Genomic DNA, 17792 nt, shown 5'->3' with positions numbered 1-17792 from the left:
GATGATCTGTAGGCCTGATAAGCGCAGCGCCATCAGGCAGGCATTGCCGGATGGCGGCGCGAGCACCTTATCCGGCCTACTTGAAGAGGTGTTCGGCGTGGAAGCGCAGGTGATCTTCAATAAACGAAGCAATAAAGTAATAGCTGTGGTCGTAACCCGGCTGAATGCGTAGGGTCAGCGGCCAGTCTTTCTGCCGCGCGGCTTCGGCAAAGACCGCAGGCTGCAGTTGATCGGCGAGGAATTGATCGTTATCGCCCTGATCAATCAACATCGGGATGGCATGTTCTGCCTGGCTTGCCAGCAGCAGCTCGGTGCTGTCCCATTCTTTCCAGCGAGTAACGTCATCCCCCAGATAGGCATTAAACGCTTTCTGCCCCCACGGTACCCGGCACGGGTTGACGATCGGCGCAAAGGCTGACGCGCTACAGTATTGACCTGGGTTCTTCAGCGCCAGCATGAGCGCACCGTGGCCGCCCATGGAATGGCCGCTGATGGCGCAGCGATCGCTGACGTTAAACTGCGCCTGAATCAGCGCCGGCAGCTCGTCGCGCAGGTAATCGTACATGCGGAAGTGGGCCGCCCAGGGGGCTTCGCTGGCGTTGAGATAAAAACCGGCGCCCTGGCCCAGATCGTAGCCCGGATCGTTGGCTACGCCTTCGCCGCGTGGGCTGGTATCCGGCATCACCAGAACAATACCCAGCTCGGCGGCGATGCGCTGCGCGCCCGCTTTGGTGGTGAAGTTCTCATCGTTGCAGGTCAGGCCGGACAGCCAGTACAGCACCGGCGGCGGCGTCTTTTTTCCTTCTGGCGGCAAAAACAGACTCAACGTCATCGGGCAGTTCAGCGTGGTGGAATGGTGCTGCCAGCGCTGCTGCCAGCCGCCATAACAGCGGTGCTCTTCAAGCATTTCCATGCGGGCTCCTCGCGGTTTTGGTCAGAATTAATAATGTCATCATACAGATAATTCATCGTCGGTGAGTAACTTTCACTTCCGCACATGCTTCACATGTTGCATCATAAAGATAACTTTAATTTTACATTTGAGGCGTTCATGCCGGTACGAATTGCGCTCAGCGGCTTTCTGGTGCTGGTGACGACGGTGGGGATAGGGCGTTTTGCCTTTACGCCTCAGGTGCCGCTGATGATTGCCGAAGGCCAGCTGACGCTGACCAGCGCCGGGCTGGTGGCGGCGTTGAACTATCTGGGCTATCTGGTCGGGGCCTGGGATGCGATGCGCGCCGGTCGCGGCGTTGAAGCGCGGCTGTATCTGGGCATTATTGGCGCTGTCGCGCTGACCTTTTTCTCCGCGCTGGCGGATAACGCCTGGTTACACGGTGCGCTGCGCTTTGTCATCGGCTGCATGAGCGGCTGGGGGATGGTGCTAACGGCAGCGTGGGTCAATGAACGGCTGGCACATTATGCCCGGCCGGGGCTCAGCGCGGCGGTGTTTGCCGGGCCGGGGGCCGGGATCGCCATCAGCGGGCTGCTCGGCGTCTTTATTCACGCCCAGTCGCTGAGCGCCGCTGCGGGCTGGCAGCTCTATGGCGTGCTGGCGCTGCTGCTGGTGGTCATGGTCGCGCGCTGGCTTCCGCGTCCCGGTGAGCTGCATCGCAGCGGCGAGCAGCCGCCACCCCTGACGCTCACGACGCCTTTACGGCGGCTGGTCTGGAGCTACAGCCTGGCCGGTTTCGGCTATATTTTACCTGCAACGTTCTTGTCACAACTGGCCAGCCAGCGTTTTCCAGACAGTCTGTTTGCCCAGTTTATCTGGCCGGTTTTTGGGCTGGCCGGGGCGACGGGAATTGCGCTGAGCATTGCGATGCGCCGCTTTGGCCACAGCCATCAGCGGTTGGCCATCGTCTTGTGGCTACAGGGGGCGGGTGTGCTCGCTGCCTGGCTGCTGCCGGGAATGAGCGGCCTGGTCGTCGGCGCGCTGCTGGTTGGCGGCGGCTTCCTGGCGGCGGTTCAGCTGTCGCTGCTGTTCGGGCGGGAGCTGGCTCCGCATCATACGCGTTATATGGCCGGGCTCTTAACCACCGGCTACGCCATTGGTCAACTGGTGGGGCCGATGACGTCGGCGCTCTCAACCTGGCTGACGCAGCGGCTGGAACCGGCGCTGGGCATCGCCGCCGTGGCCCTGCTGATTGGCGGGATGCTGGTCTGGCGTCCGCAGCCCGAAAGATAAGAACGATTGCAATAATTATCGCGCCGAAGACTGGATTCTGTGCGTCGCCTCACGCACAATGAGTGCAAACTTTGCACCAATAAAAGCAAAGCGCCACACCTGCAGGAGAAACACTATGTCATCACTAAGTAAAGAAGCGGTCCTGGTCCACGAAGCGCTGGTCGCCCGTGGTCTGGAAACCCCGCTGCGCCCACCGGTGCGCGAAATGGATAATGAAACCCGTAAGCGCCTGATTGCTGGACATATGACTGAGATCATGCAGCTGCTGAATCTCGATCTGAGTGATGACAGCCTGATGGAAACGCCGCATCGCATAGCAAAAATGTATGTAAACGAAATTTTCTCGGGCCTCGATTACGCGAATTTCCCGAAAATTACCGTCATTGAGAACAAAATGAAGGTCGATGAAATGGTGACGGTGCGCGATATCACCCTGACCAGTACCTGCGAACACCATTTTGTCACCATTGACGGTAAAGCGACCGTGGCCTATATCCCGAAAGATTCGGTGATCGGTTTGTCGAAAATCAACCGCATTGTGCAGTTCTTTGCCCAGCGCCCTCAGGTGCAGGAGCGTTTGACGCAGCAAATTCTGACCGCGCTGCAAACGCTGCTTGGCACCAACAACGTGGCGGTGTCCATCGATGCGGTGCACTACTGCGTGAAGGCGCGCGGTATTCGTGATGCGACCAGTGCCACCACCACGACATCACTCGGCGGCCTGTTCAAGTCCAGCCAGAATACCCGCCAGGAGTTCTTGCGCGCGGTGCGTCACCACAACTAATCGGTAAACGGAGTCGGTAGATGGAGCGTAACGTCACGCTGGATTTTATTCGTGGCGTTGCCATACTCGGAATTCTGCTGCTCAATATCAGCGCCTTCGGTTTACCGAAGGCGGCTTACCTTAACCCGGCCTGGTACGGTGAGGTCACCTCGCGCGATGCCTGGACGTGGGCTGTTCTTGACCTTTTCGCGCAGGTTAAATTCCTCACGCTGTTTGCGCTGCTATTTGGCGCAGGACTACAGCTTCTGCTGCCGCGCGGTTCGCGTTGGATCCAAAGTCGTTTAACGCTGCTGGCTCTACTTGGGTTTATACACGCGCTGCTATTCTGGGACGGCGACATTCTGCTGGCCTATGCGCTGGTGGGGCTGATTTGCTGGCGTCTGGTGCGCGATGCCGGTGAAGTGAAGGCGCTGTTTAATACCGGCGTGATGCTGTACGCCGTGGGCGTTGCGGTGCTTATCCTGCTGGGGCTGATTGCCGATAACGGGCAAAGCCGCTCGTGGCTGCCGGATGCGTCAAGCCTGCTTTACGAACACTACTGGAAGCTGAACGGCGGCGTTGAAGCCTTCCGAAACCGCGCCGATATGCTATCGGCAAACCTGCTGGCGCTGGGTGCACAGTACGGTTGGCAGCTGGCGGGGATGATGCTGATGGGCGCCGCGCTGATGCGCTGCGGCTGGCTGAAAGGGCAGTTCAGCCCGCGCCACTATCGCCGCTGCGCGGCGGTGTGCATTACGCTCGGCGTGCTGATTAATCTGCCGTCCATTGCGTTACAGTGGCATCTTGGCTGGGACTACCGCTGGTGCGCTTTCCTGCTGCAGGCCCCGCGTGAAATCAGCGCGCCGCTTCAGACGCTCGGCTACGCGGCGTTAGCCTACGGTTATTGGCCACAAATCAGCCGATTTAAGCTGACTGCCGCAGTGACCTGCGTAGGGCGTATGGCGCTCACTAACTATCTGCTACAAACCCTTATCTGCACCACGTTGTTCTACCATTTCGGCCTGTTTATGGACTTTGACCGCCTGATGCTGCTGGCGTTTGTGGTTCCGGTCTGGCTGGTCAACCTTACCTTTTCGCTGCTGTGGCTGCGCCGTTTCCGTCAGGGGCCGGTGGAGTGGCTGTGGCGACAGCTGACGGCAAAAGCCGCAGGCGTTTCCTTCCGCAACACATTTAGATAACGATCAAGATCACAACCATTAACAAAATGGATGTAACCGTTTCCAGACGTGTGAACTCCCTCACGTAGTTGCCGCAAACTCGCTGCCAGAATAGCGCTTCTTGATGGACCCAGGAGGTGTCACGTGTACAGCAGCAAGAGTCTACCGGGCGGTGAGTATGGTCACCATTCGTGATGTCGCCCGCCAGGCGGGGGTATCCGTCGCCACCGTTTCGCGGGTGCTGAACAATAGCGCGCTGGTGAGTCAGGACACCCGGGATACGGTGATGAAAGCGGTTGCCGCGCTGGGCTATCGGCCTAATGCCAACGCCCAGGCGCTGGCGACCCAGGTGAGCGACACCATCGGTGTGGTGGTTATGGATGTCTCCGACGCCTTCTTCGGTGCGCTGGTCAAAGCCGTTGATACGGTGGCCCAGCAGCATCACAAAAATGTGCTGATTGGTAACAGCTACCATGAGGCAGATAAAGAGCGTAATGCCATTGAGGTGCTCATCCGCCAGCGCTGTAGCGCGCTGATCGTGCATTCGAAAGCGCTGAGCGACCGTGAAATCAGTGAATTCATGGCGCAGATGCCCGGCATGGTGCTTATCAACCGTCTTGTTCCCGGCTACGCGCATCGCTGCGTGTGCCTGGATAACGTGAGTGGCGCGCTGATGGGCACGCGGATGTTGCTCAATCATGGCCATCAACGTATCGGGTACCTGGCGTCCAGCCACCATATCGAAGATGACGACCTGCGGCGGGAAGGCTGGTCGCGGGCGCTGCTGGAGCAGGGCATTGTTGGGCCCGAGAGCTGGGTGGGTACCGGCACGCCGGATATGCAGGGCGGTGAAGCGGCAATGGTTGAACTGCTGGGACGCAACGCCGGGTTAACGGCGGTGTTTGCTTACAACGATAGCATGGCTGCCGGTGCGCTAAGCGCGCTTAAAGACAACGGCATTGCGGTGCCGCAGCAGGTTTCAGTGATTGGTTTTGACGACATTCCCATCGCGCGTTACACCGATCCACAGTTAACTACCGTGCGCTATCCCATTGTTTCAATGGCGAAACAGGCCACAGAACTGGCATTGCTGGGGGCGGCGGGCAAGCTCGATGCCGATGCGACGCACTGCTTTATGCCGACCCTGGTACGCCGTCATTCGGTCGCTCAGCGGCAATTTGTGCATCCCATCACGAACTAAAGTGTTAAACCGATGTAACCGTTTTCAATCTGTGAGTAAATTCACAGATTGTTAACATCGCCGTGGCTATAGTGGCAGCGTTTACCAGACTGAAACATGATGTAACGGTGATTAATCACTTTTAATCGCGTTGAACGGCTGCAAAAACAGTTTTAATCGTAACCTGGATTGTTACTCAACACGGAAGAACAAATTTTTATCAGTGAATTTCGTCGGGTGGTAACATTCCATTAACCATGCCCGCCGACTATTTTCACCCGTACTACCCTGCATAATAAAACCGGAGATACCATGAATAAGAAGGTGTTAACCCTGTCTGCTCTGATGGCCAGCATGTTTTTCGGTGCCGCAGCGCACGCTGCCGATACGCGTATCGGTGTGACGATTTATAAATACGACGACAACTTCATGTCCGTTGTGCGCAAGGCGATTGAGAAAGACGGCAAGTCCGCCCCGGACGTTCAGCTGCTGATGAACGACTCCCAGAACGACCAGTCCAAACAGAACGATCAGATTGACGTTCTGCTGGCAAAAGGCGTGAAAGCGCTGGCGATTAACCTGGTTGACCCGGCGGCTGCGGGTACGGTCATTGAAAAAGCGCGCGGCCAGAACGTGCCGATCGTTTTCTTCAACAAAGAACCTTCTCGTAAAGCGCTGGATAGCTATGACAAAGCGTTTTATGTGGGCACCGACTCCAAAGAATCCGGCATTATCCAAGGCGACCTGATTGCTAAACACTGGGCGGCAAACCCGAACTGGGACCTGAACAAAGACGGTCAGATTCAGTTCGTGCTGCTGAAAGGCGAACCGGGCCATCCGGATGCTGAAGCGCGTACCACCTATGTTATCAAAGAGCTGAATGACAAAGGTCTGAAAACCCAACAGCTGCAGCTGGATACCGCCATGTGGGATACCGCTCAGGCTAAAGACAAAATGGACGCCTGGCTGTCCGGCCCGAACGCCAACAAAATTGAAGTGGTTATCGCCAACAACGATGCGATGGCAATGGGTGCAGTAGAAGCGCTGAAGGCGCACAACAAATCTTCCATCCCGGTATTCGGCGTGGATGCCCTGCCAGAAGCGCTGGCGCTGGTGAAATCCGGTGCGATGGCCGGTACCGTGCTGAACGATGCTAACAACCAGGCGAAAGCCACCTTCGATCTGGCGAAAAACCTGGCTGAAGGCAAAGGTGCCGCTGACGGTACTAACTGGAAAATCGAAAACAAAATCGTCCGCGTACCTTACGTTGGCGTAGATAAAGACAACCTTAGCCAATTCACCGGTAAGTAATCTTTAAATATATGGGGCGTACGTCCGTGCGCCCCAAAAATACTGACGCAGAATTATCGCAGCCAGGTATATATGGACAACAATAATAGAGAGCCGTCTGGCGAATTCTTGTTGGAAATGAGCCAGATCAACAAGTCATTTCCGGGCGTAAAAGCACTCGATAATGTTAACCTGAAAGTTCGCCCGCACTCTATCCATGCATTAATGGGTGAGAACGGTGCGGGCAAATCAACGTTATTAAAATGCCTATTTGGGATCTACCAAAAAGATTCCGGCAGTATTCTCTTCCAGGGTAAAGAAATTGATTTCCATTCTGCCAAAGAGGCGCTGGAAAACGGCATTTCGATGGTGCACCAGGAGCTTAACCTGGTATTACAGCGTTCCGTGATGGATAACATGTGGCTGGGGCGTTACCCCACCAAAGGCGTGTTTGTCGATCAGGACAAAATGTACCGTGATACCAAAGCCATCTTTGATGAGCTGGATATTGATATTGACCCGCGCGCCCGCGTGGGCACGTTATCCGTCTCACAGATGCAGATGATTGAAATCGCCAAGGCCTTCTCCTATAACGCGAAAATCGTGATTATGGATGAGCCAACCTCGTCGCTGACGGAGAAAGAGGTGAACCATCTGTTCACCATTATCCGTAAGCTGAAAGATCGCGGTTGTGGCATTGTCTATATCTCCCACAAGATGGAAGAAATCTTCCAGCTGTGTGATGAAATTACCGTTCTGCGCGACGGGCAGTGGATCGCCACCCAGCCGCTGGAAGGGCTGGATATGGACAAGATTATCGCCATGATGGTGGGCCGTTCGCTGAACCAGCGCTTCCCCGATCGCCAGAATAAGCCGGGTGAGGTGATTCTCGATGTTCAGCACCTGACCTCGCTGCGTCAGCCGTCGATTCGCGACGTCTCGTTCCAGCTGCGCAAAGGCGAGATTCTCGGGATTGCCGGGCTGGTGGGCGCCAAGCGTACCGATATCGTGGAAACGCTGTTTGGCGTCCGTGAGAAATCTTCCGGCACCATTACGCTGCACGGGAAGAAAATCAACAACCATAACGCCAATGAAGCCATTAATAACGGTTTCGCCCTGGTGACCGAAGAACGTCGTTCAACCGGGATTTACGCTTATCTTGATATCGGTTTTAACTCATTAATTTCAAATATTAAGAGCTATAAAAACAAAATTGGCCTGCTGGATAATTCGCGCATGAAGAGCGACACCCAGTGGGTTATTGACTCTATGCGTGTGAAAACGCCGGGGCACCATACTCAGATTGGTTCACTATCGGGCGGTAACCAGCAGAAGGTTATTATTGGCCGCTGGTTATTGACTCAACCAGAAATTCTGATGCTCGATGAACCCACCCGCGGTATTGACGTTGGCGCGAAATTTGAAATTTATCAACTGATCGCTGAGCTGGCGAAGAAAGATAAAGGGATCATTATTATTTCTTCAGAAATGCCTGAGCTACTGGGTATTACTGACCGCATCCTTGTCATGAGTAATGGCCTGGTTGCCGGTATTGTAGAAACAAAAACAACAACGCAAAACGAAATTCTCCGTCTTGCGTCATTGCACCTTTAATCGCAGGGGCTCGACATGAGTGCGTTAAATAAAAAAAGCTTTCTGACCTATCTCAAAGATGGCGGTATTTACGTCGTTCTTTTGGTTCTGTTGGCCATTATTATTATCCAGGACCCAACGTTCCTGAGTTTGCTGAACCTCAGTAACATTCTGACCCAGTCTTCGGTACGTATTATCATTGCGCTGGGCGTGGCGGGGCTGATTGTGACCCAGGGTACCGACCTGTCGGCGGGTCGCCAGGTGGGTCTGGCGGCGGTTATTGCGGCGACGCTGTTACAGTCGATGGAGAATGCCAATAAGGTATTCCCGGAGATGGCGACCATGCCTATCTTCGTGGTTATCCTGATCGTTTGCGCCATTGGCGCGGTGATTGGTCTGATTAACGGTATTATCATTGCTTATCTGAACGTGACGCCGTTTATCACCACGTTGGGTACCATGATCATCGTGTACGGTATTAACTCCCTGTACTATGACTTCGTGGGCGCATCGCCAATTTCCGGCTTTGACAGCGGCTTCTCCACCTTCACGCAGGGCTTTATTGCGTTGGGGAGCTTCCGCTTATCCTACATCACCTTCTACGCGCTGATCGCCGTTGGTTTTGTGTGGATCCTGTGGAACAAAACCCGCTTTGGTAAAAATATTTTCGCCATCGGCGGCAACCCGGAAGCAGCGAAAGTTTCCGGCGTTAACGTGGCGCTGAACCTGCTGGTGATTTATGCGCTGTCCGGCGTGTTCTATGCCTTCGGCGGGATGCTGGAAGCGGGCCGTATCGGCTCGGCGACCAACAACCTTGGCTTTATGTATGAACTGGATGCGATTGCGGCCTGCGTGGTCGGCGGGGTATCGTTCAGCGGCGGCGTAGGTACCGTGCTGGGCGTAGTGACCGGTGTCATTATCTTCACCGTTATCAACTACGGCCTCACCTATATCGGCGTGAACCCTTACTGGCAGTACATCATCAAGGGCGGGATCATTATCTTCGCCGTGGCGCTGGACTCCCTGAAATACGCACGTAAGAAATAAGCGTAGCAAGAGAAACATAAGAAAAGCCCGGCGAAAAAAGCCGGGCTTTTGATTTTGCAGACCAGGTCGAAGGGATTAAAGCGCGACGGCGTGCGCTTTTTCACCCGGTTTAAAGGATATCTCCCCAAGGCTAATGCAGGCCACCGGGCAGACGTGTCCACAGAGCAGGCAGCCGACGCATTTTTCGGTATTGCAATGTGGCGTGCGGGTCTCCTCATTCCACTCCATCGCCTGATGCCCACCGTCGTAGCAGGAGATATAGCAGCGGCCGCAGCCGACGCATTTTTCCTGATGAATATGCGGGTAGACGATATAGCTGCGGTCAAGGTCTTCGGCCGGTACGATGTTGTGGTTGGCAAGGCCAATCATCTCATCAAGCGAATGGAAGCCCTGATCGTGAAGGTAGTGGGAGAGGCCGCTTATCATATCTTCGACGATACGATAGCCGTACTGCATGATGCCGGTCGTGACCTGCAGCGTCGCTGCGCCCAACAGTAAAAACTCGGCGGCGTCTTCCCAGGTTTCAATCCCGCCGATCCCGCTGATAGGGAAGTCCTTCAGTTCGGGGTGAGTGCGTAGCTGCTGAATGAAGCGCAGCGCAATCGGCTTCACGGCCTTGCCGGAATACCCGGAGATGCTGGATTTGCCGTTGACCACCGGCATACCGATTTTTCGATTGAGGTCGATATTGGTAATCGATTTAACGGTGTTGATGGTCGCAATACCGTCGGCACCGCCGCGTTTGGCCGCCAGCGCCACTTCGCACATATCGCCGATGTTTGGCGTCATTTTGGCCAGCATGGGCAGAGAAGAGCCGCGCTTCACCGCCCGGCAGTATTTCTCTACCAGCTCCGGGCTTTGCCCGACGTCGCTGCCCATCGCGTGGGAGGTCATCTGCGGGCATGAGAAGTTACATTCGATCATGTCGGCACCGGCTTCTTCGACGAGTTTCGCCAGATCCTGCCACTGCTGTTCATTTTCGCCCATGATCGAGGCGATCAGCACTTTATCGGGATAGTCCTGCTTGAGCTGGCGGATCGCCGCCAGGTTTTCCGCCAGCGGGTGTTCGGCAATCTGCTCCATGTTTTTAAAGCCGATAAACCCGGTGTCTTCTTTGGTTAAATGATCGAAGCGTGGGGAGACTTCATTGGCAATAAAGAAGCCGATAGTTTTAAACACGATACCGCCCCAGCCGCTGTCATAGGCCTTGGCGCACATGTCGTAGCAGTTGCCTACCGGTGAAGACGAGAGACAGAACGGGTTAGGGAATTTGACGCCACAGAAGGTGACCGACAGATCTTTAGTTAACATGTTCATGCCTCCTCTAAATAGTGATGAATGGCCTGAGCGGCTTCTTTCCCGGTCTTCACGGCGTAGACGACGGTTTTATCTCCCTTGACGATATCGCCCGCGGCAAACAGCTGAGGATCGCGGGTCTGGTAGTTGCGCGTTTCCACGATATTGCGCTGCGCCTGAATCCCCGCAAAGGCCTCTAATTCGGCGCGTTGGCCCACGGCGAGATAAATACGCTCTGCCGTCAGCGTCAGCTCGCCGGGCAGGCGAACGTGCTGGAAAGTGACGTTGTTGCCCGTCACGGCGACAGGCGTAAAGCCATCAATAATTGACACGCCTAGTGCCTGGGTGGTAGTGAACTCTTTATCACTTGCCGGGAATTCGGCCATCTCTTCGCGCGCTACGCAGGTGACGGACGGGCAGCCGAGTATTTTCAACGTGCTGGCCACGTCCATCGCCACGTCGCCGCCGCCGACAATCAGCGCGCTTTGCGGTACGCTGATGTTGCCGCCAGAGGTACGAGCATGCTGGAGAAAGTCGACGGCAATTTCGACCTGGCTGGCGTCGTTAAACAGCGGCAGCGTCGAGCCTTTGGACATCCCAACGGTCAGCAGTACGGCGCGGTAGTCGGTTTTTAGCTCGGCGAGCGTCAGGTTTTTGCCAACCTCGCAGCCACAGCGAATCGTCACGCCCATTTCGCTGATGCGCGCAATTTCAGTATCCAGGACCTTTTGCGGCAGGCGAAATTCCGGAATGCCGTGCCGTAGCCAGCCGCCGGGCTGGGCCTCTTTTTCGAACAGGGTAACGTCATAACCCAGGTTGGTGAGCGTGACGCTGGCCTGTAATCCGGCAGGGCCCGCGCCAATAATGGCGACTTTGCCTTTATCCTTACGGCCCGGCTGGTAAATCTGCATTGCCGTTTGCTGCTCAAAATCGGTGACAAAACGCTGCAGGCGGCCGATATCAATCGGTGTATCGATTCCCGAGCGCGAGCAGCCCTGCTGGCACAGCTTTTCCGTTGGGCAGACTCGTGCACACACGGCCCCTAACGCATTATTTTCCCGAATGGTTTCGGCTGCGCCCTTAATGTTGCGGAAATAGACTGAACGAATGAACTTGCCCGGGTCAGTTTCCGCCGGACAAGACTGACTGCACGGCGCGTCGTGGCACAGCAGGCAGCGGGAAGCTTCTTTGATCGCCAATAGCGGCGTAAAGGCGGGAATCAGCTCAGCCTGATATTCGTGTTGTGACATGATGGCTCCCTTAATGATTAGTTTAATTAAGGCAAATAAAGTGAAACAACTACTGGCAGGCTAAGCGGATGAAGGGGAGGGGTCTGTGAAAGCATTCACAAATAGCCCTATTTATACTGTGTTTTTTCGGAGATAGCAGGAATACATAAGATGCAAATAGGAACTGTTTGCGCAATGAGAATCCATTAGAGCAATTTATCTGAAGCGGAGGTTTACTCTGTTTTATTTTGCGCATTCATAGCTGTCCCACCGTGCCAGTTTGTCTGTCATCAATTTAAAGCCAATCGACGGCATCATCAGAATGGCCTCCGGCAGCAAACACGATAAAGACAAGCTAAGTACCTGAGATCGCGCGTTATTCGCATTTTACGTGATGTGTGACAGCGATATCACTCATCAACCTTAGCGGCGGATTTCTTCTTCTGTAGCTCCAGCATTTGATCCGGCGTCACCGCCGGGTAGCCCTGCGCATCTTCGGGGACTTCCTGCTGGGCCGGAATGGGAATCAGCGGGCCTAAGAAGCGCGGTTCGCGTTTGAAAAGATACAGATCGGCCAGCGCGCCGAAGCGGGCGCCAAATTCGCGCAGACGTACGCTCCACATATCCTTCGGCGACGGCACGGCGTAGCACTGCGCCTGAATCCCCATATGCAGTGCAATAAACAGCGCGCGCTCGCAGTGGAAACGTTGGGTGATGATAATGAAATCGTTGGTATCGAACACCTTACGCGTGCGCACAATGGAATCGAGCGTGCGGAAACCGGCGTAATCCAGCACGATATCTTCCGGCGCAACGCCGGCTTTAATCAGGTCGCGGCGCATGGTCATCGGCTCGTTGTAGCTTTGCAGCGCGTTGTCACCGCTCAGCAGCAGATAGTTAACCTTGCCGCTGTTATAGGCGTTGAGCGCGCCCTGAATGCGGTAGCGGTAGTACTGATTGATAACGCCGGTGCGATAATACTTCGCGGTGCCGAGCACCACGCCCACCTGGCGGTAGGGAAGATCCTGAAGCTCGTCGTAAATATAGGGTGCGGTTTTCCAGCTCATCCAACGGTCAAGACCCAGCACGGTCAACAGCAGCAGGCCGCACAGGACTAACAGGCTGTATAACACACGCTTTAACATTCACTTGGCTCAATAGTCGACGAGGGAGACATCAGGCTACTGTACCCGTCGGGCAAGAGCAAGAAACCATCGTTTAATTGCGGGGAAATTAGACAACGGAGACGGATTGCCGTTTGTAGGCCGGATAAGGCAAAGCCGCCATCCGGCAATCTGCTCCAGTTCGCCTGATAGCGCTACGCTTATCAGGCCTACATCGTTAACCTAACAGCACGCGATCGATATTGTGGCAGCCCAGCGCTTTCAGCGTCGCGGCGGTGGCATCCCACTGAATCAGCGGCGCATCGGCGCGTTCGGCCAGAACGGCACGCTGGATATCCGGGTAGTCGTAGCCGTTCAGGCTCAGCAGGTTTAGTGCGCCCTGCAGCGGCGGCAGCGTTGGGTTAAACGCCGCGTTTTCTGCATAGCTGCCGCTGAAAATCGTACCATCACGCAGCGCCAGCGCTACGCCGGAAGGCGCTTGACTGTACGGGGTGTGGCTGTGGTTAGCGGCCTGAATAGCAGCCTGTGCCAGCGCATCGCCTTCAAGCGGATAGCCGTGATCCTGCTCATCCATCAGCAGCGTTTTGATATCGAGATCTTTTGGCCCGAACGCATCCGGCAGGTAGTCTTTCAGCGTATGCGGCTGACGGCCTGGCAGGTTAATACGCAACGACAGCCCGCTGTTCAGCTCGTTCATAAACTGACGGCAGTGGCCGCACGGCGTGTAGTTAACGGTAATGGCCTGCAGCGCTTTTTCGCCGCGCAGCCAGGCGTGGCTGATGGCGCTTTGTTCAGCGTGAACCGTTTGTTGCATGGTGGCACCGAGAAACTCCATGTTGCCGCCGAAGTACCAGGTGCCGCTGACGCCGCGGGCAATCGCGCCGACGTTAAAATGGGAGAGGTCCGCGCGGGCGCAGGCTGCAGACAGCGGCAGGAGCGCGAAAGCGAGCGCGTCTTCGTCCAGCCCCGTCGCCTTTTGCAGCGAAGAGACCTGCTCGGCGGTCAGCAGAGCAGGAAAGTGCGGATCGGCTAACAGCGGGGCGATAGCGGTCTGCAGATCTGCCGCCAGTTGCGTAAAAGCAGATTGAAAACGTGGGTGCATGGCGTTGTGCCTCGTAACGTTGTAATGGAATGGTAGTGTACGGGGCACGAACGCTTCAATTAGTGATCAATATCTCATTGTTAATGCAACGTATGTAATTGCATTTGAAAATGTGTGATTTGTCTCGTTTTATCCCACCACCGACAGAATGATCGGGAACAGGAACGGGGCAATCAGCGAGGTGATAATCCCGCAGATAACCAGCGCCAGCGAACTGAATGCGCCTTCCTGATAGTCCATCTCTGCACAGCGTGCGGTCCCCAGCGCGTGCGATGCGGTACCCATTGACAGTCCGCGCGAGGCTTTCGTGGTGATACGCATCAGGTTGAGCAGGGTATGGCCAAATACTGCGCCGAGGATCCCGACGTAAATCACGCACACGGCGCTGATGGCGGGGATCCCGCCGATGCTGCCGCTGACCGCCATTGCAATCGGCGTGGTGACGGATTTTGGCAGAATAGACGCCGCGATTTGCGGTGATGCGCCCATCATCAGCGCGACCGAAGTCCCGGTAATCATGGCCACCGCGCTACCGATAAAGCAGATGGTGATGATAGATTTCCAGCGGGCGCGAATCTGGTGCAGCTGTTCATAGAGCGGATAGGCGAGGGCCACCACCGCCGGTTGCAGCAGGTCGTTCAGCACTTCGCTGCCTTTAAAGTAGCGATCGTACGGAATGCCGGTCAGCATCAGGAACGGAATGATCACCACCATCGACACCAGCAGCGGGTTGAGCAGCGGCATTTTAAAGCGTGCGCCCAGCCGGCGAGCGGCAAAGAACACGACCAGGGTTAGCGGCAGGGACCACCAGATATAATGCAACATTATTTATCCGCCTCTTCTTGCCCAACGACTTTACGTTCACCGTGCACCAGATGTGAGCTCCAGCTCACCACCACCAGCACCACCAGCGTACTGATGGTGCAGGAGATTACGACCGGGCCAAACTGAGCTTTTAGCAGGGTAAAGTACTGCATGACGCCTACGCCAATCGGGACAAACAGCAGCGCCATGTAGCGAATTAACACATAGCAGCCGGGGTTAACCCATTTGGCGGGCAGAACCTGGAGCGCCAGCAGGACGAAAAGAATAAGCATGCCGATTATGCTGCCGGGAATGGTAATCGGCAGCAGCGATGAAACGAAAATTCCGGCATAAAGACAGGCGTAAATCAGCACGAATGCACGCAGGTATTGCCAGATAAGATTCAGTGATTTGAGCATGGGATTCACCTTTGGTGGAATGCATTCATCATACAATTAAACCCTAAAATGTGCTACCGATCACATCATGAAATCTGAGCATACCTGATATAGACACGCGGAACATCAGGCCCAGTGCAAGGGGCTAGCTCTCGCTTTGTACCGGGTGCGATAAATAGTGGAGAAAACGGCTCAGCGCCAGCGACGGTAGATCCTTCTTACGCCAGAATACGCCAACGCTGCCTTTCTGCTCAATGCGCGGCAGCGCCAGAATCGACAGCTGCCCCTGACTTTGGTAGCGCTCGGCGAGACGCAAAGACAGAATAGAGATCATATCGCTGCTTTGCAGCAGGTTGACGCTCACGTTCATCGATGCCGATTCAATCGTATTTTCCGGCAGCATGACGCCGTTTTCTACCAGCGCGTTGTCAATACTTTGGCGGATAGGCGTTCCGTTCGGCCAGACAATCCAGCGCCACGGAGCCAGGTCGTTCCAACCCAGACGAGGAAGGCGCGCCAGCGGATGGTCGGGACGTGAGACAAAACATACCGGCTCGGTGTACAGCACTTCGTAGTTTAACGGCAGCTCCAGCGCCCGGCCGCCGATGCGCCCGACCACCACGTCCACCACGCCCGACTGCAAATCGTGCAGCAGCGGGGTCATGACTTTCTCTTCGATATTGAGATGCAGCGTCGGCATTTCGGCCAGCAGCGGGAAAATGGCGTGGGAGACGCAGTCGGTTGCCACCGGCGAGCAGCCAATTTTCAGGCTGCCGACCAGCCCTCCTTGCTTAAATCGCTCCATCTCAAACTGTGAACGCTCGATATCGTTGATCAACCGCTGGGCGTGCTGAAGCAGCAGTTTACCGCCTTCCGATGGACGCAGCCCTTTGCTGTGCCGTTCGAACAGCGTCAGACCCAGCTCCTCTTCAAATTGGGTGAGCCATTTCGACAGCGCAGGCTGGGTGATGTGCATCATCTTCGCCACCTGGGTCAGATTTCCCTGCTCGCCGAGCGCCACCAGAATATGCAAATGATGTAGCTTCAGTTTCTGCGTCCAGTCTGCCATCAGATATAACCTCCAGGTTATGGTTAGGCATGAAATGCCATTGTACAACTCATTTCTTTTATCACAAAATAGCAACATAAAAGCAAAAAAAGAAACATCTTACCCTGTGCCGTTCGGGCCAGACGCGCGAACGGCGAATAAATGGATAACCTGCATTTTCGAGGCCTTCCCTATGACGCAACGACGTGAACTTCAGGCGCTAATCGACGCCGCCCCTATCGGCGCGATGCAGTGGCGCGTCATCATTTGCTGTTTTCTGGTGGTGATGATGGACGGTTTTGACACCGCCGCCATCGGCTTTATCGCTCCAGCAATACGCGACCACTGGCAGTTGACTGCCGCTGACCTGGCACCGCTCTTTGGCGCAGGTCTGCTGGGCTTAACCGCTGGCGCGCTGCTGTGCGGGCCGATGTCCGACCGCTTCGGGCGCAAACGCGTTATCGAATGCTGCGTGGCGCTGTTTGGCCTCTTTAGCCTGCTGTCAGCCTTCTCGCCGAATCTGGAAGCGTTGATTGTCCTGCGCTTCTTAACCGGTCTCGGCCTTGGCGGTGCGATGCCGAATACCATCACCATGACCTCTGAATACCTGCCTACACGCCGTCGCGGCGCGTTGGTTACCCTGATGTTCTGCGGTTTTACTCTCGGCTCGGCGTTGGGCGGTATCGTCAGCGCGCAACTGGTGGCGGTGATTGGCTGGCACGGCATTCTGGTGCTGGGCGGCGTGCTGCCGCTGGTCTTGTTCTTCGGGCTGTTGGCCGCATTGCCGGAATCGCCGCGCTGGCTGGTTCGCCGCCAGCGTCCACAGGCGCAGATTACCCGCACCGTGAGCGCAATGACCGGCGAGCGTTATGAAGAGACTGAATTCTGGCTCGACGAACCGGCAGCTACCCAGAAAGGCAGCATCAGCCAGCTGTTTGCCGGGCGTCAGCTCACCATTACGCTGATGCTGTGGGTGGTGTTCTTTATGAGTCTGCTGATCATCTATCTGCTTTCAAGCTGGATGCCGACGCTGCTGAACCATCGCGGCATCGATTTGCAGCATGCCTCCTGGGTTACCGCAGCCTTCCAGGTTGGCGGTACGCTAGGGGCGCTGATGCTGGGCGTGCTGATGGATAAATTCAATCCCTTCTGGGTGCTGGCCGTCAGCTATGCGCTGGGCGCGGTGTGTATCGTCATGATTGGCCTGAGTGAAAACGGCCTGTGGATGATGGCGCTGGCGATATTTGGCACCGGTATCGGTATCAGCGGATCGCAGGTCGGGCTTAATGCGCTGACCGCCACGCTGTACCCCACACAAAGTCGCGCCACCGGCGTGAGCTGGTCTAACGCCGTCGGCCGCTGCGGCGCCATCGTCGGCTCCGTCTCCGGCGGCATGATGATGGCGATGAACTTCTCATTCGACACCCTGTTTTTTGTTATCGCCGTACCGGCCGCCGTTAGCGCCGTCATGCTTACGCTGCTGACGCTGGTCGTACGCCGACCTTCCCGAGTACCCGAATCGCAGCCTGTGATGGGCGCGGTGAAAAGTTAAGGA

The 17792-nt window shown here is 55.8% G+C and carries 16 protein-coding genes; 8 read left to right on the top strand and 8 right to left on the bottom strand.

What is annotated here, in order from left to right; genetic code table 11:
• Positions 1-76: 76 nt before the first annotated feature.
• Positions 77-913, bottom strand: a complete 837-nt coding sequence (fghA, locus tag H7R58_RS15110; protein WP_182930300.1) for an S-formylglutathione hydrolase — start codon at positions 911-913, stop codon at positions 77-79.
• A 138-nt stretch (positions 914-1051) separates the two neighbouring features.
• Between fghA and H7R58_RS15105 the strand changes: the two genes are divergently transcribed.
• From H7R58_RS15105 to mglC, 7 genes are all read left to right on the top strand, one after another.
• The gene (locus H7R58_RS15105; protein ID WP_182930301.1) at positions 1052-2185 is read left to right on the top strand and encodes a YbfB/YjiJ family MFS transporter; all 1134 of its coding nucleotides are present in this window, start codon (positions 1052-1054) and stop codon (positions 2183-2185) included.
• Between the two features lie 115 nt (positions 2186-2300).
• Positions 2301-2969: a GTP cyclohydrolase I FolE gene (folE, locus tag H7R58_RS15100; protein ID WP_106924401.1), complete on the top strand. Its 669-nt coding sequence runs from the start codon at positions 2301-2303 to the stop codon at positions 2967-2969.
• Positions 2970-2989: 20 nt separating this feature from the next.
• On the top strand, positions 2990-4147 hold the full coding sequence (gene yeiB, locus H7R58_RS15095) for a DUF418 domain-containing protein YeiB (RefSeq protein WP_182930302.1): 1158 nt from the start codon (positions 2990-2992) through the stop codon (positions 4145-4147).
• 157 nt (positions 4148-4304) lie between these two features.
• Positions 4305-5327, top strand: coding sequence for an HTH-type transcriptional regulator GalS (gene galS / locus H7R58_RS15090; RefSeq protein WP_106924403.1), 1023 nt, complete (start codon positions 4305-4307; stop codon positions 5325-5327).
• 291 nt (positions 5328-5618) lie between these two features.
• Positions 5619-6617: a galactose/glucose ABC transporter substrate-binding protein MglB gene (gene mglB / locus H7R58_RS15085; protein WP_106924404.1), complete on the top strand. Its 999-nt coding sequence runs from the start codon at positions 5619-5621 to the stop codon at positions 6615-6617.
• Between the two features lie 72 nt (positions 6618-6689).
• Positions 6690-8210 carry a galactose/methyl galactoside ABC transporter ATP-binding protein MglA gene (gene mglA, locus H7R58_RS15080; protein ID WP_106924405.1) on the top strand — a complete coding sequence of 507 codons (1521 nt, stop codon included), beginning with the start codon at positions 6690-6692 and terminating at the stop codon, positions 8208-8210.
• 15 nt (positions 8211-8225) lie between these two features.
• A complete protein-coding gene (gene mglC, locus H7R58_RS15075) occupies positions 8226-9236 on the top strand; it encodes a galactose/methyl galactoside ABC transporter permease MglC (protein WP_106924406.1) in 1011 nt (336 codons plus the stop codon).
• Between the two features lie 75 nt (positions 9237-9311).
• Here the strand turns inward: mglC and preA are convergent, their stop codons facing one another.
• The 7 genes from preA to H7R58_RS15040 form a co-directional block, all read right to left on the bottom strand.
• Positions 9312-10547: an NAD-dependent dihydropyrimidine dehydrogenase subunit PreA gene (gene preA, locus H7R58_RS15070; RefSeq protein WP_182930303.1), complete on the bottom strand. Its 1236-nt coding sequence runs from the start codon at positions 10545-10547 to the stop codon at positions 9312-9314.
• Positions 10548-10549: 2 nt separating this feature from the next.
• Positions 10550-11782, bottom strand: a complete 1233-nt coding sequence (locus H7R58_RS15065; RefSeq protein WP_182930304.1) for an NAD(P)-dependent oxidoreductase — start codon at positions 11780-11782, stop codon at positions 10550-10552.
• Positions 11783-12171: 389 nt separating this feature from the next.
• Positions 12172-12906: an outer membrane permeability protein SanA gene (gene sanA / locus H7R58_RS15060; RefSeq protein WP_106924409.1), complete on the bottom strand. Its 735-nt coding sequence runs from the start codon at positions 12904-12906 to the stop codon at positions 12172-12174.
• Between the two features lie 196 nt (positions 12907-13102).
• Positions 13103-13987, bottom strand: a complete 885-nt coding sequence (cdd, locus tag H7R58_RS15055; protein WP_106924410.1) for a cytidine deaminase — start codon at positions 13985-13987, stop codon at positions 13103-13105.
• A gap of 129 nt (positions 13988-14116) precedes the next feature.
• Positions 14117-14812 (bottom strand): CidB/LrgB family autolysis modulator, encoded by a 696-nt coding sequence (locus tag H7R58_RS15050; RefSeq protein WP_106924411.1) that lies wholly within the window; start codon positions 14810-14812, stop codon positions 14117-14119.
• Positions 14812-15210 (bottom strand): CidA/LrgA family protein, encoded by a 399-nt coding sequence (locus H7R58_RS15045; RefSeq protein WP_106924412.1) that lies wholly within the window; start codon positions 15208-15210, stop codon positions 14812-14814. The genes H7R58_RS15050 and H7R58_RS15045 overlap by 1 nt, the downstream gene beginning before the upstream one ends.
• Positions 15211-15334: 124 nt before the next feature.
• Positions 15335-16258, bottom strand: coding sequence for a LysR substrate-binding domain-containing protein (locus tag H7R58_RS15040; RefSeq protein ID WP_106924413.1), 924 nt, complete (start codon positions 16256-16258; stop codon positions 15335-15337).
• 172 nt (positions 16259-16430) lie between these two features.
• Here H7R58_RS15040 and H7R58_RS15035 point away from each other — a divergent pair, with 172 nt between their 5' ends.
• On the top strand, positions 16431-17789 hold the full coding sequence (locus H7R58_RS15035) for a 3-hydroxybenzoate transporter MhbT (protein ID WP_106924414.1): 1359 nt from the start codon (positions 16431-16433) through the stop codon (positions 17787-17789).
• Positions 17790-17792: the final 3 nt, after the last annotated feature.

The organism is Klebsiella sp. WP4-W18-ESBL-05, assembly GCF_014169075.1.
Lineage (GTDB): Bacteria > Pseudomonadota > Gammaproteobacteria > Enterobacterales > Enterobacteriaceae > Kluyvera > Kluyvera ascorbata_B.
Note: the sequence above shows the minus strand (reverse complement) of the source record. Positions and strands in the feature narration are given on the sequence as shown.

Coding starts and splice junctions, on each gene's coding strand:
- fghA (WP_182930300.1), bottom strand. CDS start 913: ATGGAAATGCTTGAAGAGCACCGCTGTTATGGCGGCTGGCAGCAGCGC.
- H7R58_RS15105 (WP_182930301.1), top strand. CDS start 1,052: ATGCCGGTACGAATTGCGCTCAGCGGCTTTCTGGTGCTGGTGACGACG.
- folE (WP_106924401.1), top strand. CDS start 2,301: ATGTCATCACTAAGTAAAGAAGCGGTCCTGGTCCACGAAGCGCTGGTC.
- yeiB (WP_182930302.1), top strand. CDS start 2,990: ATGGAGCGTAACGTCACGCTGGATTTTATTCGTGGCGTTGCCATACTC.
- galS (WP_106924403.1), top strand. CDS start 4,305: ATGGTCACCATTCGTGATGTCGCCCGCCAGGCGGGGGTATCCGTCGCC.
- mglB (WP_106924404.1), top strand. CDS start 5,619: ATGAATAAGAAGGTGTTAACCCTGTCTGCTCTGATGGCCAGCATGTTT.
- mglA (WP_106924405.1), top strand. CDS start 6,690: ATGGACAACAATAATAGAGAGCCGTCTGGCGAATTCTTGTTGGAAATG.
- mglC (WP_106924406.1), top strand. CDS start 8,226: ATGAGTGCGTTAAATAAAAAAAGCTTTCTGACCTATCTCAAAGATGGC.
- preA (WP_182930303.1), bottom strand. CDS start 10,547: ATGTTAACTAAAGATCTGTCGGTCACCTTCTGTGGCGTCAAATTCCCT.
- H7R58_RS15065 (WP_182930304.1), bottom strand. CDS start 11,782: ATGTCACAACACGAATATCAGGCTGAGCTGATTCCCGCCTTTACGCCG.
- sanA (WP_106924409.1), bottom strand. CDS start 12,906: ATGTTAAAGCGTGTGTTATACAGCCTGTTAGTCCTGTGCGGCCTGCTG.
- cdd (WP_106924410.1), bottom strand. CDS start 13,987: ATGCACCCACGTTTTCAATCTGCTTTTACGCAACTGGCGGCAGATCTG.
- H7R58_RS15050 (WP_106924411.1), bottom strand. CDS start 14,812: ATGTTGCATTATATCTGGTGGTCCCTGCCGCTAACCCTGGTCGTGTTC.
- H7R58_RS15045 (WP_106924412.1), bottom strand. CDS start 15,210: ATGCTCAAATCACTGAATCTTATCTGGCAATACCTGCGTGCATTCGTG.
- H7R58_RS15040 (WP_106924413.1), bottom strand. CDS start 16,258: ATGGCAGACTGGACGCAGAAACTGAAGCTACATCATTTGCATATTCTG.
- H7R58_RS15035 (WP_106924414.1), top strand. CDS start 16,431: ATGACGCAACGACGTGAACTTCAGGCGCTAATCGACGCCGCCCCTATC.